Source organism: Herbaspirillum sp. GCM10030257 (assembly GCF_042666555.1).
Classification (GTDB): Bacteria; Pseudomonadota; Gammaproteobacteria; order Burkholderiales; family Burkholderiaceae_D; genus Noviherbaspirillum.
The window spans coordinates 26,123-50,195 of record NZ_JBHTDH010000029.1 but is presented as its reverse complement, the minus strand read 5'-3'; the positions used below and the strand labels follow the sequence as shown (position 1 = coordinate 50,195).

Here is a 24,073-nt window from a genome sequence, read left to right as displayed (position 1 = left end):
TTCGGCGATCGCGGGGAAGTGCTGTTGAACGATGCGCTGTACGGTGCGTGACACGCTTCCTCCATCGTCTGCATTAACTGGCTACTGCAGCACCATCTTCCTCCTGCGGAGCAGGACTAGTGCAACGGGTACTTAGATGGCTCGTTCTGCCGGTAAGCATGGACATAGGCTGATAAGCACTTTGGCTTGATCCTCCGCAAACCGCGTTAGTACTAGCCTCGGCAGTATACTGTATATCCATACAGTTATAATTCCCCGTGAAACAAGGCTCATCCGAAACCATACCAGACCGTCCTCCTAAATTGCTTGATCAAATGCGCATTCGTATCCGCGAGAAACATTACAACTTGCGGACCGAGCGCGCCTACGTCTATTGGGCTCGATGGTACATTCGATTCCATGGACTTCGCCATCCCAAGGAAATGGGAGGACCTGAAATACAGGGTTTTATGTCGTTTCTCGTCAACGAACGTCATATTTCCGGTTCCACTCATACACAAGCCCTGTGTGCATTGTTGTTTCTCTATAAATCGGTGCTGGAGATGGACCTGCCCGGAATGACGACGATGCGTACGGATTGAGGCGGATTTGACTGGTCGGATCATTGTGTCCACGATGGCATTTGTGGGCACAAACCGGATGAGTGCCCCGCTTCTCATCATCGACTGGTTGGATTACCTCGTCCAGACGGACAAGACCTGGCGCTTACACACCTTGCGCGGCTCGCGTATCGTAAAGATCAGGTCCAGATCCTCATCCTGGGGGACCGGCCGATGCACATCCCAGTCATTCCTGGGCGGCTTGGCAAAGCGCCGATTATAGTCAGCAATGAAGGAGGGCGCATACGCATTGGCCGCCGCCATGGTGGAAATGCCATCCAGCCGCAATTCCTTGACCAGCCGGTCCTGCAGCGTCAGGTTGGCCCGCTCGACACGTCCTTTGGCTTGGCTACTGTTGGCACACAGGCTCTCGATATTGAGCTGGTACAGCACCCGCCCGAACGGCGTCACACCATGTTCCTTGTCGACCTGCTTGCGGTTGACCCGAAAGAACGAGGCCTTATCGCTATAGAACGCCTGCGGCTTGCCATGGCGCTCCACATAGGCCCGCGTGGCTTCGAAATAACTGAATGTCGACTCGCTATAGGTGAAATGCAGGTGCATCAACCGGCTGGTGGCGTCATCAATGAACACAAGAAGCGTGCAGGTAGGCGCCCGGTCCTCGAACCAGCGGTGGTCGCTGCCATCAATCTGGATCAGCTCGCCGACACAATGACGCCGGTTGCGCGGCTGGTAGATCGACGGTGAGCGCAGTTTGCGCGGAATCCATAGGCCGGCTTATGCTAAATACAGAGTGTGCAATTTAATTGCATTTAATTGTTTTTCACACCGAAGGCATTGTCATGGTTTTCCAAGCCAGTTCTTTAGCTGGATCCTAACCTGCGAACCATATACTCCAGTTTCTGAGTCACAGTGGATAAGGGTAGTTGTCCCATTCGGAAAGCATTCAGGGTGATCGTCCAGAATACGATAATCACTGATGTGATGTTTTTCAACATAAGCAACGATGCCGTCAGCTCGATCATATTCGCGAGAGATCGCACCAATATACCGGGCTGCCAATGGCCCCAGTAATTCTCTTACCTTGTATTCTGGATGCAATAGGCGCCAGCTTGAATGTACGACAATACGAACGTCGGGATGAGGCTCCAGAATTTCACTCAATATCCATGTCCATCGAAATAGCCGCCCGCGCTCAATACATACGTCGACCGGCAAACGCAAATTGAACCAATGGAGTGCGCTTATGGGGTGAAAGACTCCGTCATAATCGGTAAATATCGTTCTCAACATACCTCCTGAAAACCAGATGTTACGAAATCAGTATAACGCCCGTGTTTACGCAGAACAGTTGAATAACTCAGTTCAATCGTTGGTCGGGCCGCGTAATTCTTTCAGCCGATGAATCACAGGCCAAAGGCTCCTGATCTGAAGGGCTTTCGGTAAATGGCGCGACATGAAGGTGACTTCTTGGTTGGCGCTGAATCTTTTCAGGACTGTCGTCAATGATAATGATTTCGTCGACGTCATAACCATGCTTGCGTACCCACCGTAAATCCTTGATGTACACATATCCGTTTGTTCGCGGATCGACCTTTTGTACGCATTTCTCGACGGCCCAGGAAAAGCGCGGTAAATACAACGGACGAAAGAGACGCTCCGTGACAGCTTCAACGTACACTGCGCTCGACGAGGACCAGATAGCAATGTCAAAATGTGTGGCGGTAAATTCTAAGAGCTCCGCGGCGAAGGGTCGGATATAAACAACGTATGGCGAAACCTCGAAGTCTGGTGCGTACGAGAGCTTATTCATGGTCGCATGAACGAGCGTCTCATCGAGATCGAAAATTATCAGTTTCGTGACCATAGTGTGTTAATGCTAGGCTGCATTGGATCATGCCAAAGATTACGCCATATTCAGGCGATCTTCGAGGTTGGGTCGGACAATTCTGTAAGGATCGCTCCTATTTCGAGGCGCAAATACGAACGGACAAGTAGGCTCTTCGTCGCGCGTAGCGCAAAATGTGAAATCATAGTAGCGAGTTTCGACCAAACCCGATAAGCCGGGAGAGGATCAGTCCGGCGCACCTAGATACATATCACAGATATCGCTAAAGAATTAAATGCCAAAATGACAATGATGCTTATCTGCGGAGACCCGCACCGCGCGTTCAGTCATATCGTCGACTCGACTCTTAAAAATCGACCGGATGCTGTGATTCTGCTCGGTGACATGGAATGTCTTCGTCCTTTACACGAAGAACTTGAGACGATTTTGGATAGAACGGAGATCTGGTGGATCCCAGGAAATCACGACACAGACAAAGAATACTTCTACGACAATTTATTTGGATCGTCCCTAGCGAACCGAAATCTGCACGGTCGCGTGGCAGATGTTGCTGGACTCCGGGTCGCGGGCCTGGGGGGTGTCTTTCGAAGAAGTATTTGGATGCCCACAGACCCTGAAGGGGCGCGATACGACTCGCTAGAAGACTATCGCGCTCACTGCGGAAAAGGCAACTTGTGGCGCGGTGGCGCGCCCCTTAAGCAAAGGTCAAGCATTTTTCCAGACCAATATAAGAGGCTAATGACCCAACGAGCGGACATTCTTGTTACGCACGAAGCGCCTAGCTATCATGAATTTGGATACGCCGCGATAACCTCGCTTGCAGAAAACATGGGCGTCCGGGCGGCTTTTCACGGTCATCAGCATATCGATATTCAATATCCTAGAACGGTCTGGCATGGCGTGGGTGAGCGAGGGTTGTTCCTTTTTGAAAGCGTCAAATCGTGCGCAAACTCGCATCCGAAGTAATTTCGACGCGTACCTGCACATAGGTTAGTTTCAGTGAAACTGGCACATTCAACGGAGCGCACATGCACGACGAGGAATTAACAAACCCCAAAACGATGCCGAGGCAAGTGGAAGGAGAGGGGACGAATATCCTCGACGCAAGTAAGGCCCAAACATGGGAAGACGTTGAGAGATGGTTAAGCAACTATCAAGGCCATACGTTACGGGCATATAAGCGAGAAATTAAAGGTTTCGTATCCTGGATCCTGAATAAATCGATTCCGGATCTTGCATCAGTCACTCGCAATGACTGCAGGGAATATTTCTCTACAATGTCGATCAAAAAAGCAAACTACGCCGGATTTGTCCTGCTTTCTATGTACCGGTGGGCAATCATGACGGGCCGCGTGAAAGTCAATCCGGTTGAGGGGGCTATCCCCTCAGCACTCGGCGTACAAACTGCAAGCGATATTGACGACGAAGAGGAAACGTCTACAAAATTTCTTGAGCGAAAAGAATTAAAATTAATAATTCAGGCGGTTCGACAATTGGAAAGCACTGCAGATTCACACTACGCATTGCAGCGCTGGATATTTTGGCTATTTCTTCTCACTGGGGTAACGAGAACGGAGATTTCAGGGTCCAGAGTCACTGGATTAACGGGCTTGACCTGCGGGATGATGAAAGAAGAAATTTTTCAGGACCCTAACAGCGATTTAAGCATTAAAGGCTGGTGTCTTTCGGTACCTGGGATAAACAGGAAGCTAAGACTGGTACCTTTGCCAGGTATGCTGCTTGACGAGCTGCGTCGATATCATCGGTATAGCGCAGAGCTTCTGCCGGATACAGAACTCAATGCAAACACATCGCTTGTTATTGGCAAAGGCAAGCAACCGATGTCTGATCAAGCGCTTTACCGAAATGTTAAAGCACTTGGAGAAAAAGTAGCATGCCGTCTCAACATGCTGGGGCATGAGTCTGAAGCCGCGATAGCTAGCCAGCTGTCACCGCGCTTATTAAGAAACACGCATACCTACAATTTAATTGCACTAGGCGTCGATTTGCATACCGCGGCAGAAATTGCCGGACGCTCATGGCGCGAGGTATGTGAAATCGCAGAAAATGTGGCCTCTCCACGGAATATGTTTGATGCATTCCAACGATGTGACCGGTCGTTTGGTTAAAACACTTTTCAAGCCACCGGACTTTGTGCCGGAAGTTTATTGAACTAATTTCTACGCGAACCCATTAGCTAATGATGCGGTGGATTTAGTTCAACGTTTGCGTAGGAATTAGTTCTCCCGGCTAGAGGCCGATGCAGGAAGTGGCTAGGATAAAATTTCCTATACACAATAAATCCTCATAATTTGCGTTATGTTAAATTAAATCAATAAGTTTGAAACGATGCTGATTTCAGTAGACGGCCCAGGGGCCCCATGAAAATGCACACTCCCTCACCGTTCGGCATGCCGCGTCGATCTACGCCATAAATAACTTGCACTGTCAATAAATCGGCAGTCGCATAGCCGCTAGCGTAGTTTTCCGGCGTGGGACCCCTTGCCTTGCATGGCACCCGAAAGCAGCACCTCGCGGCCTTGCGCAACTGGCACGCGTGCAAGTAAAGCCTGAGCGACGTCAATGGCGGCGATTGCACGGAAGTTCGAAGGTATGAGCGGTCGCAACATCGTACTGACATACTTTCCGATAGTCTCGCCGGCTCGACTAGGCTGACCCAATACGTTGCGGTCGCCTATTAAAAGCGATGGGCGCGCTATAACAAGTGCTTCGAAGTCAAGCGTCGCCAGCGCCTGCTCGAGTTCACCCTTTACTCGATTGTAAAATACAGACGATTGCGCATCCGCACCCATTGCGCTTACCAGACCGAGACGGCGACAGCCTGCTGCCAGGATTGCTCGTGCCACCGCCAGATTAGCGTCAAAATCCACAGCCCTGAACGCGGCCTGGCTACCGGCTATCTTGATCGTGGTCCCGAGCGCGAGATAGGTTTCATCAAATGCCTGAAGCGTTGGCAGTGCTGTGAAATCGACCACATGCGAGACCAGTTTGGGATGTTGGACGTCCAATGGACGGCGTCCTAGCGAATGAACCGACGCGACCGAGTTATCTGCCAGCAGACCAAGCAGAATTTCCCTGCCGACCAGACCGGTTGCTCCTGCCAGTGCCACCGTTCGGCCGGGCCCATTCCCGTTAGCATCCGATGCCGCAGGCCGTATTGAAGTTGCGCGAATTATTTTGTCCACCATCTTGTTCCATGAATATAGGGCCAGTTGGGATCAATTGTCTTTCATGGTTTTCCTCTTTGCTCTTGCGCTCTCCTCCCACTTAACCTAAAAAACTTGGCTTTGCTTTACTTGCCAATATTGCCATACCACGGCGCAACCGTATATGAACTCGCATTGAGCAACACGCACACAATTTATGCAGGACAATATCGCGTTATATCTATTTGATGTGTGGTGACTTTTATATGCAAGGTTTTAATACGTTAATCCAAGTAGTCGAGGTACTGGGTCTTCTTGCCTTCGCTTTCTCCGGGTTCATCGAAGCACGCAGAAAGGACATGGATCTGGTAGGCGTTTTTACAGTCGCATTCATTACCGCCTTTGGCGGAGGAACGTTGCGAGACTTGCTACTCGATCGACGCCCGCTGTTCTGGGTCGAGCATCAGGAATATACCTTGCTGGTCTTTATCCTGGCATTGGTGATTACACCGTTCATGCGTCATCTTCGTTCTGCCTTCTCGGAAAAACTTCTCGTGACAGCCGATGCCTTTGGCTTGGGCTTGTTCAGTGTCCTTGGCGCATCCCTAGCGGTCCGCACAGGGATGCCTCCTTTTGTCTGTGTAATGATGGGTGTCATTACCGGCATCTTTGGCGGCGTTCTGCGGGATGTCATCTGCAATGAAATTCCCATGGTTTTCCGGCGTGGACAGCTTTACGCGACCTGTTCTTTTCTTGGCTGCTGGGTCTATCTGCTGCTGGACTGGCTTTCGTTTCCTGAAACGCTCAGTTTAGCGACGGGTATTCTAGTTACCGTTGCCACGAGAATGGCGGCAGTAAGATTCGATTTGAAGTTACCCGGATGACGCCAGATTGTTGGATAGCCGAATGAGCCATTCGCCGGGCAATGACATACGGTGCCATGTACCAAACTGCCACATCACGGGAGGTAAAGCGTAATCGTCATAGAGGCCACTCAACAAACCCGCAGCATGGGATGTTTAATCACAAATCTTTTTCCTGGCAGATGCTGTATAAGTTTGATAAAGCCTTTCCCAAGGGAGCCCTCATGTCGCCAGTCCGGAAAAAATACTATGTCGCTGTAAGCCGCCCGGTCATCCAGTCCACCATCATTGAAGTTGAAGCAGACAACGAGGAGGAAGCGGCGGACAAAGCGTTTCAAGAAGCATTTGCATTGGATGATAACGCCTGGTCCGGAAAGTTTGAGCCGGAAAATTACGGACATGATGTGGTCAGCGTCATGGAGCAAGACCTGGGGGATCTACAAGTCGAAGCAGAGTTTGTTCTTCAAGATCGTATTGACGATGTAAAGTACCTGCTGTTACGAGGTGATACCAATGTGGGTGAAGGGTCCATGCTTTTTCAGCCCTGGCTGCAAGACCACTCTTCCCTCTTTGTTGTTGATGTGTGCAAGGGCTGGCTAGACGATATACAACTACTGGCCGATGAGGGCGTTGACGGTTTGGCGGAGTGGGTTGAAGACCCCAGCCTTGATGCAGCAAAGATTCCGCCTGAAGTGATCGCACGACTACCGTGGCTTGGGCAAAATGGGCACAACGGTAGCGGCAATAGTCCGGGATGCCAATGAGTTTATAAGGACCGTACGGCTTCCGAATCGCCGTGAACGACAAGGCGGTCAATCTCATCAAGCAATTTCGGAATGTTGACCGGTTTCACCATATGCACATTGAAGCCGGCTTGCAACGCGCGATGCCGGTCCGCTTCTTGTCCATATCCGGTAAGCGCAATCAGCGGCATGCCGGCGATACCGCGTGTGTCCCGGACTCTCCGGGCAAACTGATAGCCGTCCATACCGGGCAAGCCGATATCGACGATGGCGATATCCGGCCGTTCTTCTACTGCGATTTTCAGGCCATCAAGTCCATTGCCCGATTCATACACATTGTGGCCATGTGCGCCCAACATGGACGCAACCATCAAACGCGCCTGTTCGTTATCCTCGACCAGCAAAATGCGGCGCGAGATGCCGCCAGCAAGGGCATTCGGTGACGACGGCCCAGACGTGGACGCAGCAATGGATACCGGGAGCCTGACCGTGAAGCTGCTGCCCTGCCCTGCACCCTTGCTGCTCGCCGTCACGCTGCCTCCATGCATGGTCACAAGCTGATGCACCAGCGACAGGCCGATTCCCAGTCCGCCTTGGGCACGATCGATGGCGGTGGAGCCTTGCACGAAAACATCAAAAATGTGTGGAAGCAAATCAGCGGAGATACCGATACCGGTGTCCTTGACGGTCAGCACAGCCGACCCGTCTTCGTGCCGCACACTGACGTCGATAAGCCCGTCTTCTGGCGTGTACTTCACCGCATTGATCAAGAGGTTGTTGACGATCTGCTCGATACGCGTCGCGTCGGCGGCTATCCGCACCGGATGCAAATCAAGAACCAGGCGATGCGCGGTCATTCGTCCGGTCGTCTGCAAGATGTCGATACACATCTGCACCGTTCGGCCCAGGTCGATCGGTGCAATATTCAGCGAAATTTTTCCGGACATGATGCGGCTCAGGTCCAGCAAATCGTCGAGAATCATGCCAAGGTGTTCGGTTTGCTGACGCAAGATGGATCGAGCTCTTTCCACCGTCGCCTGCTTCATGCCGGGCGCCTCGATGACGTCGATAGCGGAGGTGATGGCGCTGAGCGGATTGCGAAGTTCATGGCCGAGCATGGCAAGAAACTCGTCTTTGGCCTTGTTCTGCTCTTCCGCGAGTCGACGCGCCTGTTGTTCCCTCAGCAGCAGTTCGGCTCGTTCACGCTGGCCTCGCTGGATCAGCGTTCCCGCATTATTGAGAGCCAGGTGCAACTGATCGACTTCCCCGACGGAGGTTTTCAAAGGCGGGGGCGCTTCCCCTTTTGCCAGCGTATCCGCCGCATCGACGGCGCCGGCGATCGATCCGACCAGGCGGCGGGCAAAAAATACGGCGACAGTTGCCGCGCACAGAACGGCGGCCACCAGTCCCAGCACCGATAGCCAGACCGCGCGGCGCGCGGCCAGTTCGATCTCGGCGACCGGCACGCCGACCGCAATGGTCCAGCCAGCCTTCCGCGAATGCGTGTACGAATCAAAAACGTCCACCCCGTCACGGGTCTCGTGCCGAAGCACGCCGATTGCATTGGCACGGGATGCGGCATAAAGTTCGGCCCGGACCGGGCGGCCGACAAATCGTTCGGGACTAGGACTGCGCACAATACTGATGCCAGAGCGGTCGAAGATGCCGATAACCCAGCTCTTTGGCAGGTTACGTTCCAGTAAAGCCCCGGCAAAATGATCTGCACGGAACGCCTTGGTCAAGATATAACGTACACGCCCGTCCACCTTGACTGGATAGTCCACTGCAATCGCATGCTCCATCGAAGCGGTCCCGATTACCAGGTCGGACACCTGCGGCACGCCCTCCCGCGCGACTTTCTCAATACGTGTCATGCTGCGCGGCGACAAGACCGGTAGCGTTGCGCCACGCGGGAAAAACGTATTCACCAGTTGCTGGCCGTTGAGCGCGGTAAGAATCGTCCACTCGTCGTGTCCTTTGCCGACAGCTTCAGCCTGCTGGTACGCCAGGTCGGAATCGCCCGACTTGATCGCTTCTGATTGGGCCAATACCGCTAACGCAGCTTCAGCGCTCGACAATTCAGCATCGATGGCAAGCGTGATGGCATTAACGGTTTCACGCATACCGCGCAGGGCAGCGCTACGCTCCGCCTCCAGCAGCTGTCCAATAGCTACTGTGGAGAAAATAATGACTGGAATCAGCGTCGCGAGCGCCATCAGTAACAGATATGAGCGAACTTTCATGAATTCATTTCGGACGGCAAAATAATAGTAAGGGGGTCAGTAAAACATTGTGAATGCATTGTGAATGCGTTATGACAGCGTGCTATAAAACAACGTCCAGGTTGCTGAGCCATTGCTGCCGAGACTCTTGTCTCAGGACGGCTAAAAATACAGCAGATCATTAACGCCCTTTCTTTGCAATCTCCGTTCCTGCTATGCAAGCCGAAAAAAGTAGTGCCGATTCCGGGCATGAGTATGAGTTGCCCAAATAAATAGGCACAGTGTTTGCACCCGGATCTCACTTCCAATAGCAACGCAGGAGTAATGGCATGACTATCAAACTCACTACAATCGCGGCAACACTGGCCTTTGTTTTTGCAGGCGCAGCGCAGGCACAGGCGCCGGCAAGTGGCGCATCGGGTCAACAATCGCCGAAGGACCAAGCTGAGCAGCAACACAAGGCTGTCATGGAAAAATGCAACAGCATGAAAGACAATGCCAAGGATATCTGCAAGGCGGAAGCTGACGGACAGCAAAAGGTTGCAGAGGCTCAAGCCAAAGTGACTGAGCGCGATACACCAAAAAACCGGCTCGAGCTTGAACAGGCAAAGGCTGAAGCGCAGTACAAAGTAGCGAAGGAAAAGTGCGACGATCAGGTTGGCGACGCCAAAAAAGCTTGCCAGAATGAAGCGAAAGCCACGCAGGATCTTGCAATCGCCCAAGCGAAGAAACAGGCACAGGCAAAGCCTGCGACTAGCAGCGGCAGCAGCGGAACAACAGGCACCTCGGCTGCCGGCATAAGCACACCGACTCCCGCATCCCAACCGCCTGCTCCGCCATCAGCTGCTGCACAGCCGACACCCGGTACGCCAGCCACACCGCCAGCGCAACCTGCCGCCTCGCCAGCACCCCAGCCAGCAACTCAGTCTCAGTAAGACCGCGGTCACTGCGGCGGCAAGCGCATCACCCAGCCTTTCATCCGAACCGGTTGGGTGATTCATATTCAGGTGCAATGCAGCGGTAATCTTGCGCTTCCACTTGAAGAAATTTCAACGCGCAGCTAGACAAGCGCACGACGCGAATGTTGCCACGTGGCCTCAGGTTCGCTACGCGCCCGTTCGCGTTCCCATTGCGTACCGCACACATTGCATACGTAGTATTCGACCCGTCCGGTGGCCGTTGCCCCAAAGTTGATCGGCGCTTCGGAGTGGAGCAACAAATTCGCATGGGGCGACGCGACGGTATTCGCGCCTTCAAGCGCGAGACATTCCTTGCAAACGGACATTCGTTTTAATCCTTCCTGTTTCGCGGCCTTCTTGCCATGCAAAAGCAGGCGTTTCGGGAGCGCAGTATGGATGGCCTCAGTTTTTCAATGTTGCGCGGGTTTCGCAGCATGCAGATCGATGGGGATGATTTCGAAACCACCATCGTAATACCCTCGGCTCTCGGCCGTTTCGCGGGCTTCTTCTACACTGGAAAATCGGCCCGCCTGAGTTTCATCGTCAGTCAGCGATAGATCGCCGGCAAAGGGATAGAGATAGCCGTCCGGGGTTTTTATGATGTATTCATGCATGGCAACGCCTTTCGGGACATGGTGAAACCAGTGAGGCCGGCGTCACGCAGGAAGCGGCGCCGTGCCCGGTTTTCATTGGTCAGTCGCGGCCTGCCAATAGTTCCGATATCTAAAGAGGCACCCTGGAGGACCTTGCTGTACGCCGGTTACCTAGCTGCCCTGAACAGTCCTAATAGGTACCGGGAAGCAGGATGCCCTTGTCAACCTTGCGGACATCGGTCAGTCCGCAAAATGCCATGGTCAGGTCAAGTTCCTTTTGAATGATCTCCAGGCACTTGCTGACGCCCTCTTCGCCCATGGCGCCAAGTCCGAACAGGAAGGCGCGGCCGATATAAACACCTTTTGCTCCCAGGGCAAGGGCCTTGATCACATCCTGACCCGAACGGATCCCGCCGTCCATGTGTACCTCAATCTTGTCGCCGACGGCCTCGACGATACGCGGTAATGCCCAGATTGATGAAGGCGCACCGTCCAGCTGACGCCCTCCGTGATTGGAGACGATCAGTGCGTCGGCACCGCTCGCGGCGGCAAGGCGCGCGTCTTCTTCGTCCATGATGCCCTTGATGATGAGTTTGCCGCCCCACTGGTCCTTGATCCATTTCACGTCATCCCATGACAGGCGCGGATCGAACTGCTGTGCGGTCCAGGATGAGAGAGACGACATGTCCGATACATCGCTTGCGTGGCCGACGATGTTGCCGAACGAACGACGCGAGGTGCCGAGCATGCCCAGGCACCAGCGCGGTTTGGTCATCATGTTGAGGATGTTTGGAATGGTCAGCCGCGGTGGTGCCGACAAACCGTTGATCAGATCCTTGTGACGCTGGCCCAGCACCTGCAGATCCAGTGTCAGTACGAGCGCCGAGCAGTTCGCGGCCTTGGCACGAGCAATCAGGCGCTTGATGAATTCGCGATCACGCATGACGTAAAGCTGGAACCAGAACGGCTTGCTGGTATTGGCCGCGATGTCTTCGATCGAGCAGATGCTCATCGTCGACAGCGTGAACGGCACGCCGAATTTTTCGGCCGCTTTGGCCGCCAGGATCTCGCCATCCGCATGTTGCATGCCGGTCAGTCCGGTCGGTGCCAATGCCACAGGCATGGCCACTTCCTGACCGACCATGGTAGTGCGCAGCGTACGGTTTTCCATATTGACCGCGACACGCTGGCGAAATTTGATGCGTTCGAAATCCAGGCTATTGGCACGATAAGTCGATTCGGTCCATGACCCGGAATCGGCGTAATCGTAAAACATTCGCGGGACGCGCTTTTGCGCGAGACGGCGCAGGTCTTCGATGGTGGTAATGACGGGCATTGGGGCAACTCCTCACTGAGATGAGCAAGTGTAATCCACGCAACCACATTCAGGCATGCGGGCGGTGCTTGAAAATAATTCACTTCAGCGCAAAACGCTTCATGTCCCCCGCCTCAAGCCGGCTCTCGCCAAGATAGTCTATGCGGTCAATCCGTGCCCGGAATCGTGCAGGAGTCGGTACCGGGCGGCGTCTGTAGTATCGACTTGGCTTCAGCGACCCGGACACCATGAGGAAGTTCGATGCCATTTTTTGCCGCCGTCAATTCAGCCAGAATGGACACGGCAATTTCGGCCGGTGTCTTGCTGCCGATGTAGATGCCGATCGGACCGTGCAGGCGCGCAAGCTGGGTATCGTCGAGATCAAACAGCTTAAGCCGCTCTCTCCGTTTGGCATTGTTGGCGCGCGACCCGATCGCGCCAACATAAAAAGCGCCTGACTTCAGGGACTCCATCAGGGCCAGATCGTCCAGCTTGGGATCGTGGGTCAAGGCAACCACCGCACACCGGCTGTCCGGACGCATGGAAATCACGACGTCATCCGGCATATCGTGTACCAGACTCACCCCCGGCACCAACCATCCTTGCCGGTATTCTTCCCGTGGATCACAGACTGTGACCTGGTAATCCATACCGACCGCGATCTGCGCGAGAAATCTGGAAAGTTGGCCGGCGCCAATAATCAGCAGGCGCCAGCGCGGACCATGGATGGTCGTCAGGATGGTGTCCGAGACTTGCATCGTCATACCGGGACGCGCCTCACTGTATACCACCGCACCGGTGTGCAGATCCAGCCGACGGGCGACCAACTGCTGTGCAGCAAGGCGATCCAGCAATTCGGGAATCCGGCTCTGGACCGACAGCGGTTCAATCGCCAGTTGTATGGTCCCGCCACATGGCAAGCCGAATCGATGCGCTTCGTCTGCCGTGATGCCATAGGTCACCATCTCCGGGTGTTTACGGACAATCCCGTGGCGCCGAACATGCGCAATCAGATCGTCTTCGATACAGCCGCCGGAAACGGAGCCGACGACCATGCCGTCATCCCTTATCGCCAGCATCGCGCCTTCCGGCCGCGGGCTGGAACCCCAGGTACGGATTACGGTGACAAGCTCGCAGCGATGGCCGGCCTTGAGCCAGTCATCGCTGCTTTTGAGCACTTCCAGGTCAATGCTGTCCATACGAGCCTCAGACTGTCTTGCTACCTGCGTTCAATTCAAAGGGCAGCTTGCGCAAGCGCTTGCCGGTCAGTTTGGCGACGGCATTGGCAAACGCGGGCGCCAGCGGCGGAAGCCCCGGTTCCCCCATCCCTGTCGGCGCATCACCGGACGGCACGATATGCACTGCGATCTGTGGCATATCGGGCATGCGGGCCACCGTATAGTCGCTGAAATTCTGTTGCTGGACGACGCCATCCTTCAGCGTGATCGCCGCACCTGGCAAGGTCGTGCCCAAGGCCATCAGCGCCGCGCCCTGGACCTGCGCTTCGATCGACAATGGATTGACTGCCTGATTGCAGTGGACCGCTGCCGTAACCTTGTGCAGCTTCGGCACACCCTTCTCGATCGATGCTTCGACTACATAGGCAACCACGCTCTGGAATGACTCGTGCAGCGCCACGCCCCAGGCCCTGCCCTTGGGCAGACTGGCCTTGCCATAGCCGGACCGGGCAACAGCAAGATCCAGCGCGGCCAGGTGGCGCGGATGTTTGTCCCCGATCAGCTTTTTGCGGTAGGCGACCGGGTCAACGTTAGCAATCTTTGCGGCTTCATCGATCAGGGTTTCCATCACGAAGGCGGTATGGGTGGAGCCGACGGAACGCCACCACAGCACCGGCACATTGGCCTTGGCATTGTGAACCGATAGCCTGAGCGGCACCTCGTAGGGTTCTCCCATCCCTTCAACCATGGTAGCGTCGACACCGTTCTTGACCATGAAGGGTTCGAACGGCGTCCCCGTCAGAATGGATTGCCCGACGATGGTGTGATTCCAGGCGAGGATATTGCCCTTCGCATCAAGCCCGATCTCGGCGCGATGGACATGGGCGGGGCGATAGTAACCGCCCTTGATATCGTCCTCGCGACTCCAGATCAGTTTGACCGGGCCGCTCTTGCCTGTCGCGCGATACGCCTTGGCCACATTGACCGCTTCGACAATGTAGTCCGAAGTCGGCACTGCGCGACGCCCGAAACCGCCGCCGGCCATCATGGTATTGAGCGTAACCTGCTCCGGTTTAAGTCCCGCAGTCTTCGCAATGGCTCCTTGGTCGACGGTCTGGAACTGAGACCCTGCCCACACCGTGCACGAGTCGGCCTTGAGGTCGACCACACAATTCAACGGCTCCATCGGCGCATGCGCAAGATAGGGGAACTCGAATTCCGCGGTGATTTTCTTTGGCGCCTTGGCCAGTCTGGAGATGTCGGCATCCCTGGCGACGATGCCGGGTTTCTTCGCGAGCTCACGATAGGCGGCAAATTGCCTGTCGCTGCTGACCTTCTCGACTGCAGACGTATCCCACTCCAGTCCAAGGGCTTCGCGTCCCTGCTTTGCCGGCCAGTAGCCGTCGGCGATCACGGCGATCCCGGTACCGCCGCGGTCGGTGGGCACTTCGAGCACATCGACGACGCCCTTGATCGCCCTGGCCTTCGCCGCATCAAACTTCGCCACCTTGGCACCGAACACCGGCGGGTGCGCCACCACTGCGACCTTCATGCCAGGTACGCTGGCGTCGATACCGAATTGCTGCTTGCCGCTCGATTTTTCCCGAGCGTCGAGGCGCGGCGTCGGCTTGCCGATGATCCGGAAATCCTTGGGGTCCTTCAGGCTGACTTTTTCCGGCACCGGCAGCTTCATCGCTGATTCGGCAAGTTCGCCGTAACTGGCCTTGCGGTCACCCGGCCCGTACACCATGCCCTTATCCGTCCGGCATTGATCAGGGGTGACATTCCATTGTTGTGCGGCCGCGGCCACCAGCATGGCGCGCGCCCGAGCACCAATTTCACGGTACTGGACAAACGAGTTCTTGACCGAATTGGAGCCGCCTGTCATCTGCATGCCGAAAGCCGGATCCTTATAGGCGCTGTCGGCTGGTGCAAGCGTGGCTTGCATGGCTGTCCAGTCCGCATCGAGTTCTTCGGCAATCAGCATGGGCAGGCTGGTATGCACGCCCTGGCCAAATTCCAGTCTGTTGATTGATACCGTCACGGTATTGTCAGGAGCGATCCGTAAAAAGGCATTGGGCGCCGAGACCGGTTTGTCCGGTTGGGCCAGCGCGAGGCGGCCAGCGCCCGGCACAAAAAAACCGAGCACCAGCCCGCCACCGACAGCGCCTGTCGCCTTCAGGAAGCCGCGCCGCGACATGCCGCCCTGTCCACTGAGCGTGGCGGGTTCCGGTGCAACTTGTGTATTCATCCATTCCGTGCGCATGGCATTTTCCTCAGGCGAGAGTTTTAGATGCGTCTTTGATAGCGGCGCGAATGCGTTGGTAGGTACCACACCGGCAGATGTTGCCGCTCATCGCGGCATCGATATCCGCATCGGTCGGATTTGTCTTGACTCTGAGCAGGGCCGTCGCGCTCATCACCTGCCCGCTCTGGCAATACCCGCATTGAGGAACGTCATGCTTGACCCAGGCGTCCTGCACGGCCTTGCCAACCTTGTCGTTTTCCATGGCCTCGATGGTAGTAATTTTTTGTCCGACAGCGGCCGAGATCGGCATCACGCAGGAACGGGTTGCCTCGCCGTTCAGATGGACGGTGCAAGCCCCGCACAGTGCGGCGCCACAGCCGAACTTGGTGCCGGTCATATTGAGGTTATCTCGCAACGCCCACAAGATGGGTGTGGTGGGATCAGCATCGACTTGCACGTCGCGGCCGTTGATATTCAGTGTGATCATTATTCTGCTCCAATGGATGGCGTTGCGGTGACAAGAATATAGACGAAATTTTATGGATACGCAGGACGTCCGGAACGGTGTTCGGCGGTGCGGGATTGAGCGCTCGATCTGTTCGCCGACAGTGATGCATCAGAGAACTTTTGCTGCAAGGGAACAACTTTTCACTTTGCCGGTCTAGGGGATATATCGGTTTTATGGAAAGTAATTGAACATGATGCTGGACGAACAACACAGTGAAGAGCTGCGTGCCCTTCGCAACCTGGAACGCACCGTGCGCGCTTACAGCGTCACAACACATATGGTTTCACAACAGCGACGGCAGGAAATGCTCGCTGCGGCACTGCGCGAAGTCGTGGAAGCACGCAAAACAGCGATTCGGCGCTCCCGTCGTGTGCCTCTCAAGGATTAAGCGTTTGCCAGCTCATCGGCAACCGGGGCCATCTCTATTCATCGTCAGCAGATTTTTATGCAGAAGCCTTTCCACTGGTCCGGGATGTTGTCGTCCCCAGCGCGGAAGGCTTCTGCACCCGCTTCTGCACTTCTACCGGCTCAACGATCTTAAGCTGGCATCGAACAGATAGATTACCGTGCGCTGCGCCGGTCATTTCAATTTTCTATCTACTTCCCGATCTTCCACTCTTGACAGGCTGACCGTCCTTGCGGAATCGCCTGGGCCTGTGCATAAGCAATTCCCCCATTCTTCATCTTCCTACAGCAAGGCTGTCAAGAAGATCGACACCCATTGCCCGTTGTCAAAAGCCTCATGTGTAGAGATGGCAACATGGTGGCCGTTACGGTACTCGGTAAAACACAAACCCAATGCTTTTGAATCTGCTCCGCACTCTTGCTATGCCACGCCGGCTTCTTGCCGCCACGGCGGCAATTGCCGTTTTTGCACTGCCGACGCAAGGCGCGCTGGCCTTCGGTTTTGCAGAGGTTGCCGCCAAGGCGAAAACCCTGGCTGCGGCTTCCTACGTCAAGCCGGCCAAGAACCTGCCCAGAAGTCTGGAGACCCTGACTTACGATCAGTATCGCGATATCCGCTTCAATCCCGAAAAATCGCACTGGCGCAATGCCAAGCTGCCGTTCGAACTCGCGTTCTTCCATCAGGGTTTGTTTTTTGAAAGCCCCGTCCGGATCAACGAAATCAGCAACAAGACGGTGCACGAAATACGCTTTGACCCCAAGCTCTTCAATTACGGCGCAAACGATCTCAATCCCAAGGAGTTGGTCAACCTCGGTTTTGCCGGTTTTCGGGTGCACTATCCAATCAATACCAATAAATACAAGGACGAAGTGCTGGTTTTTCTGGGTGCCAGCTATTTCCGGGCGATTGGCAAGGGCCAGCTATACGGCTTGTCGGCACGGGGACTGGCAATCGATACTGCCCTGACGTCCGGAGAAGAGTTTCCACAGTTCGTTGAATTCTGGGTCGAGCGCCCGGATCCGAAGGCGAAACAGCTCACGATTTATGCGCTTCTGGATTCTCGGCGCGTCACAGGTGCATATCAGTTCGTCATCAGGCCCGGTACGGATACCGTGGTCGACGTGAAAGCAGAACTGTTTCTGCGTGAAAACGTTTCCAAACTGGGCATCGCGCCACTCACCAGCATGTTTTTCTTTGGCGAGAACCACCGCCCCAATGTAGATGACTACCGTCCGGAAGTACACGACTCCGACGGGCTCTCTGTGCAATCGGGTACCGGTGAATGGATCTGGCGCCCCTTGGTTAACCCGAAACGGCTGCTGATTACGTCGTTTGCGGTTAATAATCCTCAAGGCTTTGGATTAATGCAACGAGATCGGGAATTTTCCAGCTACGAAGACCTCGAAGCACATTATCAACGTCGTCCCAGTGCATGGATAGAGCCGCGTGGCAACTGGGGACCGGGACGTGTTGAACTGGTCCAGATTCCGACGCCAGACGAAACCAATGACAATGTCGTCGCGTATTGGGTGCCAGACGTGCCGCCCAAGCCGGGTGCGGCACTTGATCTTGAGTACCGGATGTATTGGCAGAAGGATACCGACAAGCGCCCGCCACTTTCCTGGGTGACGCAGACACGGCGCGGCCACGGCTATCTGAGAAAGCCGGACGACAGCATTGCTTTGTTCATTGATTTTGAGGGTCCGGCACTGAAAAAGCTGGAGAACGGCGCCAAGCCGGAAGCGTCGATCACGGTCGACGGTAACGCCAAGGTGCTTGAAACAAATACGTATTTCAATGACATGACCGGGGGCTGGCGAACCGCCATCCGCTTCAAGCGCAACGACGATAAGAAACCCGTGGAATTGCGCGGTTTCCTTCGAAACAACAACACAACCTTGTCAGAGACGTGGAGCTACATTCTTCCGCCCGATTAAAACGTGTCTATAGCAGCTCGCCTCTGTGCGAGCGCTATCTTGATCGTCTGCGGGCACTTCCCGCTGTGCGCAAGAATGCTTCCGATGCCATCGACGCCGCCGGCGCTGCCAATGAGGCAGAGGCATTTTCCGCGTTGCATGCTGCCCTTGCCGGCTCTGAGCTGACTCCCGACAATCCGGCCCTCGGTTCAGTGCCTGTGCGTGCCGCACTGGCGTCTGCGCCCGGCACAGATTTGCCCGGAGCAACTGATGCTGCCTCTCCAGCCGGGCAGCATGACGTGTCCGTCATACCATCAGGACCACTTGCACCACCGCTGAAGCGCACGTCGATGGTGCCGCATCCGTGGACGCCACTTAATCCACTCAAGCGATGGGCGATCGCGCTCGTTCGCCGGCGCCGGCACTGGGTCGAGCGACGCGCTGATGAAACCGGGCGAAAAGCCTGGCCTGCCGCTACACCGTCGACTCCGGGGGAAGACGTCATCGATGCGCCGGATCCGCGCGGTAAGTGGCAGCACCAGGGCAATATACGACGCCTCGTGTTGCTGGTATTGATGCTGAGTCAGACCGCTGTGGCGACTTGGTTTATGACCAAGGTCCTTCCTTACCAGGGAACTACTAAGCTCGAAATCGCTACCCTGATCCTGTTCGCCATCTTGTTTTGCTGGGTCTCTGCCGGGTTCTGGACCGCCATGACGGGCTTCATGGTCATGCTGCGCGGCACGGACCGCTTCGTCATTTCCCGTCGCGGCATGGACAATGTCCCGATTCCATGTGACGCGCGCACCGCCATCGTGATGCCCATCGCCAACGAGGAAGTGTCACGCGTGATTGCAGGATTGCGAGCGACGTATGAATCCGTTGCGAGAACCGGCGATCTGGATCGTTTTGACTTCTTTATTCTCAGCGACAGCAGCGATCCCGACACTTGCGTTGCCGAACTCAATGCGTGGAAGGAACTATGCCGCGCTGTTGACGGATTCGGTCGTATTTTCTATCGACGTCGCCGCCGTCGCGTCAAGCGCAAGAGCGGCAATATCGACGATTTCTGCAGACGTTGGGGCGCAAATTATCGCTACATGCTGGTCCTCGACGCCGACAGCGTGATGAGTGGACAGTGCCTGACCAATTTGGTCAGAATGATGGAAGCCAATCCCAGTGCGGGTATCATCCAGACCGCGCCGACAGCCGCCGGCCGCGACACCCTGTATGCCCGCATCCAGCAATTTTCGACTCGCGTTTATGGCCCGTTGTTTACTGCCGGCCTGCATTACTGGCAACTGGGCGAATCCCATTACTGGGGCCATAACGCCATCATCCGGGTTGCTCCTTTCATCCGGCATTGTGCACTCGCGCCGTTGCCCGGACGCGGTTCGCTTGCCGGTGAAATCCTGTCACATGATTTTGTTGAGGCAGCATTGATGCGACGCGCCGGCTGGGGCGTCTGGATTGCCTACGATCTCGAAGGTAGTTACGAAGAGATGCCGCCCAATCTTCTCGATGAGCTCAAGCGCGACCGCCGCTGGTGTCATGGCAACCTGATGAACTTCAGGTTGTTTACCGCTCGTGGCATGCACCGGGTGCACCGGGCAGTCTTTGTGACGGGCGTCATGGCGTACTTGTCCGCGCCCTTGTGGTTCCTGTTCCTGATGTTGTCGACCGGCATGCTGGCGTTACACACACTGGTCGAACCGCAGTACTTCATCAAACCGAGACAACTGTTTCCAATATGGCCGCAATGGCATCCCGAAGAGGCTCTGGCCCTGTTCAGCGCGACGGCGACCTTATTATTCCTGCCGAAAATTCTCAGCGTGCTGCTGATTATATTGCGCGGCGCAAAGCTGTTTGGCGGCGTATTCCGCGTGACCGTCAGCATGTTGATCGAACTGGTGTTTTCAGTACTTCTGGCACCGGTTCGCATGCTGTTCCATACCGCCTTTGTCGTTGCAGCATTCCTAGGGTGGGAAATGCGCTGGAAATCGCCGCCCAGGGAAGACTCCGAAACCACTTGGGGAGAAGCTTTCCGCAAGCATGGCTTGCACAGCCTGATCGGCCTGGCATGGGGAATTGGTGTGTATTTCCTCAATCCGTCGTTTGTCTGGTGGTTGTTGCCGATTGCCGGTGCGCTTGCCGTCTCCATTCCGATGTCGGTATTCTCAAGCCGGGTATCGTTGGGTCGCCGCTTTCGCAACGCCGGGCTGTTCCTGATTCCCGAGGAAACCGCGCCGCCGGTGGAGCTCACCGAAACCTTTGCTTACGCGAAGAACGCCGCCGAAAAACCCGACTTCGTGGATGCGGTTGTGGACCCTCTGTTAAATGCCGTGGTGTGCCGAGGCTCACGTCCCCACCCGCATCTTCCCGCGCAAGTGCAGGCCGATCGATCAACGCTGGCCGACGCAGCGCTGCAGGACGGCCCTGCTGCGTTGGGCGCAGCGCAGCGTCGACTCCTGCTCGACGATCCGATCGCACTATCGCGCCTGCATTTCAGTGTCTGGACTTCCGCCCTCGCCCATCCGGCCTGGCGAGAAAGAATTTACGGTGCCGAGTCGGGTGCAGCGGGGAATGCGGAAGTTACAGGTGCCGCTGGTGCCAACAGCGTACCGTTGGCGAACACGGCTTGAAGCAAGGCTTCAGCTTTCACCTGACCTAGCGGTTCGCTGATGCAGGTACCCTGAATTTCGTCACAGGACGTGGTACGCAGGAAGGCGAGATGTTCTTCGCTTTCCACGCCTTCGGCGACGACCGACAAATCCAGTGTATGTGCAAGTTTGATGACAGCTTCCGCCAGTTTCCAGCGACTGGTGTCATGCGCCTGGACTTGCATCAGAAAGGAACGATCGAGCTTCAGGCTGTCTAGCGGAAAACGACAGAGATAGGCCAGTGAAGAATAGCCGGTGCCGAAATCGTCGACAGACAGTCGCAAGCCCAACGCCTTGAGTTCAGTCAGCAGGTCTGCCGCCACGTCTGCATCTTCCATCAAGGCTGATTCGGTCAGTTCCAGTTCCAGCTGATGCGCCGGCAGGCCGCTGTCCTGCAAAGCCTTCTCTACCGAAGTCAGCAATTTCTTGGTGCGGATCTGTCGTGCCGACAGGTTCACCGAGACCTTCAGCGGTTTGCCGAAGCGCAGACTCCATTGCTGGGCCTGAAGTGTCGCTTGCTGCAAAACCCAATCACCGATTTCATCGATCAGTCCGATTTCTTCAGCCAGCGGAATGAATTCACTCGGCGAGACGGTGCCCAGTTCAGGATGCATCCAGCGCAGCAAAGCTTCGACCCCGGTGACCGTGAAAGACTTTAGCTGTACACGCGGCTGGTAATATACCTGTAGTTCGTTGCGCGCAATCGCATGGCGCAGCGCTGCCTGCATCACCATGCGCGAGCGTGACGCTTCTCCCATTTCGGGCGTGAAGAAGCAGAACGTATTTCCGCCCAGCGCCTTGGCCCGATATAAGGCGGTATCCGCGCTTTGCAGCAACGACTCGCTACTGTCGCCATCAGCTGGATACATGCTGATGCCGATCGATGCGCTGGTCTTGATTTCGTGGCCTTCGATGATGATCGGATGGTCGAGCATCTTGCACAGCTTTTCTGCAAGGCTGATCGCGGACGCATTGCCATTAAGGCACTCGGCCACGACGACAAACTCGTCTCCACCCAACCGCGCCACGGTATCGTCCGGACGAACGCATTGGCTCAGGCGTAATGCGATTTCCTTGAGAAGGACGTCACCCGCAGCGTGGCCAAAGGAATCGTTGACCTCCTTGAAATCGTCGAGATCGATAAAGAACACTGCATGGGAAATATTGTTTTCACGCTTCTCGAGTCGCTGACGCAAGCGTGTCTGCAGCAAGGCGCGGTTAGGTAACTCGGTCAGAATGTCACGTGTGGCGAGGCGCTCCAATGCCTTGGCGGTACGGACTTCACGCGTGACGTCGCGACTGACGCCGCGGTAGCCGCGGAACTCGCCGTTCTCGCTGAATGGCTCGCCGGAGATGCGCAGGAATCGCACTACTTCCGGGTCGTCACTGGAGGCCGCCGGGAAGATCACGTCATGGAAAGGACGCCGCGCACGGATGCTTTCAAGGCAGACCATTAATCCTTGCGCATGCTTGTCCTGTGCATGGTCTTCGAAGCGGGAACCAAGGAGCCGTTCCGGTTGGACCCGCAATTTGCTGTAGATGCCTTCCGAAAAGAAGGTGAAGCGCAGGTCCGCATCCGTTTCCCAGTACCAGTCGGACGAAAGGGAAATCAGGCTGCGGAATCTTTCCTCGCGTCGTGCAAGTTCGCGATCTGCCTCTATCTGCATCGTGATTTCGCGTGCCACCGACACCATGCCCAGCTTGGCCCCGGTGTTCGGGTCGCGCAGCGTACGCGTCGTCGCGCCTAGCCAGACCCATGATCCGTCCTTATGCCGAAACCGGATATTTACCAGCCCACGTCGCTTTGTACCGGGAGGCCGGACGACGCTCGCGTCAGCCTTGAGATCGTCGGGATGAATGTAGTCATACAACGGCGTGCCAATCAGCTCATGTGCCTCATAGCCGAGCGTGTCCTTGTGTGAAGGAGAAACGTACACATAAACATTATTCGCGTCGCAATGCGAAATCATGTCACAGGCATTTTCCGTCAGCAGCCTGTGTTCCGTTTCACTGCGTATTAGTTTGGTCCGTGTCTCATGACTGTCGGTCACATCGGCAAATGTGCCGACAAACAGATCGACCGTGCCATTGGGAGCCAGCTTGGGCGCCGCGGTTTCGGCGATCCACCGGATGCTCCCGTCCGAACGTACGATGCGATACTCAAGCTGGTATTCGCGACCGTGTTCCCTGGCGTCATCAATAAAGGTGGCAACCCTTGCACTGTCCTCTGAATGAACACAGGCGTACCACTCCGATAAGTCAGGATTGTGCTGTGTACGTCCTGTTACCGTAGAGCCAATGTAGACACAGGTCCCATCAGGTTTCGCTTCCCAGACAACGACGCGCGCGTGATCCGCAAGGCGCCGCATGATGTCGGGATTTCCTGCACGGTCAGCATGAGCGACCGGGATTTTAGAGGTAAGGACGAAACGTTTCCGCATGGACGGCAATGTTACCACTGCGGACCGTTTTCCTTGTGGAATGTTGTAGAAATTCCAATAAAGCAATTCGCGCGGAGACGTTATACATGTCTCACTTTCAATACAGTGAGTATGGCAACACAGGAGCTCCTTCGCTTCCTTCACGCAGTCGTGTGCCAGCTATTCTGGTTCAAACCTGGGATGGAGCAGTCGGCCCAGTCTGTAACGGCAAAGTGTCACTACCCGCGCAGTAGCCAAACTTTCCCGATGCAATTTCATCAATCTGATTCAGTTCGATGAGTGCCATCGCAAAAACCCCGATGACCAGACCTGCAGTCAACAGCGCCAATAACATGATGATTGCTGAAACCATTTAGACCTCCGTCTGGACCCTTACGATCATCCGGTGTTGATACTTCATTAAAGCACCGCAGTGCATTGTCCAATTGCGAATGGTCAATCTATT

Annotated in this window: 20 protein-coding genes and 1 pseudogene; 9 read left to right on the top strand and 12 right to left on the bottom strand. The window is 55.4% G+C overall.

From position 1 onward, the window contains the following. Nucleotides 1-314 precede the first annotated feature (314 nt). On the top strand, nucleotides 315-581 hold the full coding sequence (locus ACFQUU_RS25065) for a phage integrase N-terminal SAM-like domain-containing protein (protein WP_382250850.1): 267 nt from the start codon (nucleotides 315-317) through the stop codon (nucleotides 579-581). Between the two features lie 129 nt (nucleotides 582-710). On the opposite strand, the pseudogene ACFQUU_RS25060 reads toward ACFQUU_RS25065, so the two are convergent. The 3 genes and pseudogenes from ACFQUU_RS25060 to ACFQUU_RS25050 all read right to left on the bottom strand — a co-directional run. Beyond that, a pseudogene (locus ACFQUU_RS25060) lies at nucleotides 711-1,337 on the bottom strand (ISNCY family transposase); the annotation flags it as partial. Between the two features lie 63 nt (nucleotides 1,338-1,400). Continuing rightward, a complete protein-coding gene (locus ACFQUU_RS25055) occupies nucleotides 1,401-1,853 on the bottom strand; it encodes an HAD domain-containing protein (RefSeq protein WP_382250849.1) in 453 nt (150 codons plus the stop codon). Between the two features lie 67 nt (nucleotides 1,854-1,920). Further along, nucleotides 1,921-2,427: an HAD family hydrolase gene (locus ACFQUU_RS25050; RefSeq protein WP_382250848.1), complete on the bottom strand. Its 507-nt coding sequence runs from the start codon at nucleotides 2,425-2,427 to the stop codon at nucleotides 1,921-1,923. 264 nt (nucleotides 2,428-2,691) lie between these two features. Here ACFQUU_RS25050 and ACFQUU_RS25045 point away from each other — a divergent pair, with 264 nt between their 5' ends. Both ACFQUU_RS25045 and ACFQUU_RS25040 read left to right on the top strand, forming a co-directional pair. Next, nucleotides 2,692-3,375 (top strand): metallophosphoesterase, encoded by a 684-nt coding sequence (locus ACFQUU_RS25045; RefSeq protein WP_382250847.1) that lies wholly within the window; start codon nucleotides 2,692-2,694, stop codon nucleotides 3,373-3,375. 62 nt (nucleotides 3,376-3,437) lie between these two features. Then, complete coding sequence (locus ACFQUU_RS25040; protein WP_382250846.1) at nucleotides 3,438-4,538, top strand: tyrosine-type recombinase/integrase; 1,101 nt, start codon at nucleotides 3,438-3,440, stop codon at nucleotides 4,536-4,538. A gap of 345 nt (nucleotides 4,539-4,883) precedes the next feature. Here ACFQUU_RS25040 and ACFQUU_RS25035 read toward each other — a convergent pair whose 3' ends face one another. Continuing rightward, nucleotides 4,884-5,618, bottom strand: a complete 735-nt coding sequence (locus ACFQUU_RS25035) for a nucleoside-diphosphate sugar epimerase (RefSeq protein WP_382250845.1) — start codon at nucleotides 5,616-5,618, stop codon at nucleotides 4,884-4,886. Between the two features lie 224 nt (nucleotides 5,619-5,842). Here ACFQUU_RS25035 and ACFQUU_RS25030 point away from each other — a divergent pair, with 224 nt between their 5' ends. Beyond that, on the top strand, nucleotides 5,843-6,460 hold the full coding sequence (locus ACFQUU_RS25030) for a trimeric intracellular cation channel family protein (RefSeq protein ID WP_382250844.1): 618 nt from the start codon (nucleotides 5,843-5,845) through the stop codon (nucleotides 6,458-6,460). Between the two features lie 131 nt (nucleotides 6,461-6,591). Further along, entirely contained in the window at nucleotides 6,592-7,203 is a 612-nt protein-coding gene (locus ACFQUU_RS25025; protein WP_382250843.1) for a hypothetical protein, read from the top strand. A 2-nt stretch (nucleotides 7,204-7,205) separates the two neighbouring features. On the opposite strand, the gene ACFQUU_RS25020 is transcribed toward ACFQUU_RS25025, so the two are convergent. Beyond that, a complete protein-coding gene (locus ACFQUU_RS25020) occupies nucleotides 7,206-9,425 on the bottom strand; it encodes an ATP-binding protein (RefSeq protein WP_382250842.1) in 2,220 nt (739 codons plus the stop codon). Between the two features lie 308 nt (nucleotides 9,426-9,733). On the opposite strand from ACFQUU_RS25020, the gene ACFQUU_RS25015 reads away from it, so the two are divergent. After that, a complete protein-coding gene (locus ACFQUU_RS25015) occupies nucleotides 9,734-10,339 on the top strand; it encodes a hypothetical protein (RefSeq protein ID WP_382250841.1) in 606 nt (201 codons plus the stop codon). Nucleotides 10,340-10,773: 434 nt separating this feature from the next. Here the strand turns inward: ACFQUU_RS25015 and ACFQUU_RS25010 are convergent, their stop codons facing one another. The 5 genes from ACFQUU_RS25010 to ACFQUU_RS24990 form a co-directional block, all read right to left on the bottom strand. Further along, nucleotides 10,774-10,977 (bottom strand): hypothetical protein, encoded by a 204-nt coding sequence (locus ACFQUU_RS25010; protein ID WP_382250840.1) that lies wholly within the window; start codon nucleotides 10,975-10,977, stop codon nucleotides 10,774-10,776. A gap of 169 nt (nucleotides 10,978-11,146) precedes the next feature. Next, nucleotides 11,147-12,292, bottom strand: a complete 1,146-nt coding sequence (locus ACFQUU_RS25005; RefSeq protein WP_382250839.1) for an L-lactate dehydrogenase — start codon at nucleotides 12,290-12,292, stop codon at nucleotides 11,147-11,149. Nucleotides 12,293-12,438: 146 nt separating this feature from the next. Beyond that, nucleotides 12,439-13,470, bottom strand: coding sequence for an XdhC family protein (locus ACFQUU_RS25000; protein ID WP_382250838.1), 1,032 nt, complete (start codon nucleotides 13,468-13,470; stop codon nucleotides 12,439-12,441). A 7-nt stretch (nucleotides 13,471-13,477) separates the two neighbouring features. Beyond that, nucleotides 13,478-15,715, bottom strand: a complete 2,238-nt coding sequence (locus tag ACFQUU_RS24995; protein ID WP_382250837.1) for a molybdopterin cofactor-binding domain-containing protein — start codon at nucleotides 15,713-15,715, stop codon at nucleotides 13,478-13,480. A gap of 10 nt (nucleotides 15,716-15,725) precedes the next feature. Next, nucleotides 15,726-16,184, bottom strand: coding sequence for a (2Fe-2S)-binding protein (locus tag ACFQUU_RS24990; RefSeq protein WP_057293254.1), 459 nt, complete (start codon nucleotides 16,182-16,184; stop codon nucleotides 15,726-15,728). Nucleotides 16,185-16,389: 205 nt separating this feature from the next. Between ACFQUU_RS24990 and ACFQUU_RS24985 the strand changes: the two genes are divergently transcribed. The 3 genes from ACFQUU_RS24985 to mdoH all read left to right on the top strand — a co-directional run bounded on the left by ACFQUU_RS24985 (nucleotide 16,390) and on the right by mdoH (nucleotide 21,169). Continuing rightward, complete coding sequence (locus ACFQUU_RS24985) at nucleotides 16,390-16,593, top strand: hypothetical protein (RefSeq protein WP_156396946.1); 204 nt, start codon at nucleotides 16,390-16,392, stop codon at nucleotides 16,591-16,593. Between the two features lie 440 nt (nucleotides 16,594-17,033). Further along, complete coding sequence (locus tag ACFQUU_RS24980) at nucleotides 17,034-18,548, top strand: glucan biosynthesis protein G (RefSeq protein WP_382250836.1); 1,515 nt, start codon at nucleotides 17,034-17,036, stop codon at nucleotides 18,546-18,548. Next, the gene (gene mdoH / locus ACFQUU_RS24975) at nucleotides 18,521-21,169 is read left to right on the top strand and encodes a glucans biosynthesis glucosyltransferase MdoH (RefSeq protein ID WP_382250835.1); all 2,649 of its coding nucleotides are present in this window, start codon (nucleotides 18,521-18,523) and stop codon (nucleotides 21,167-21,169) included. The genes ACFQUU_RS24980 and mdoH overlap by 28 nt, the downstream gene beginning before the upstream one ends. Here the strand turns inward: mdoH and ACFQUU_RS24970 are convergent. Together ACFQUU_RS24970 and ACFQUU_RS24965 are read right to left on the bottom strand one after the other, a co-directional pair. Beyond that, a complete protein-coding gene (locus ACFQUU_RS24970; protein WP_382250834.1) occupies nucleotides 21,082-23,556 on the bottom strand; it encodes an EAL domain-containing protein in 2,475 nt (824 codons plus the stop codon). The two genes, mdoH and ACFQUU_RS24970, sit on opposite strands and share 88 nt — an antisense overlap. A 241-nt stretch (nucleotides 23,557-23,797) precedes the next feature. Then, nucleotides 23,798-23,980 (bottom strand): hypothetical protein, encoded by a 183-nt coding sequence (locus ACFQUU_RS24965; protein ID WP_382250833.1) that lies wholly within the window; start codon nucleotides 23,978-23,980, stop codon nucleotides 23,798-23,800. Nucleotides 23,981-24,073: the final 93 nt, after the last annotated feature.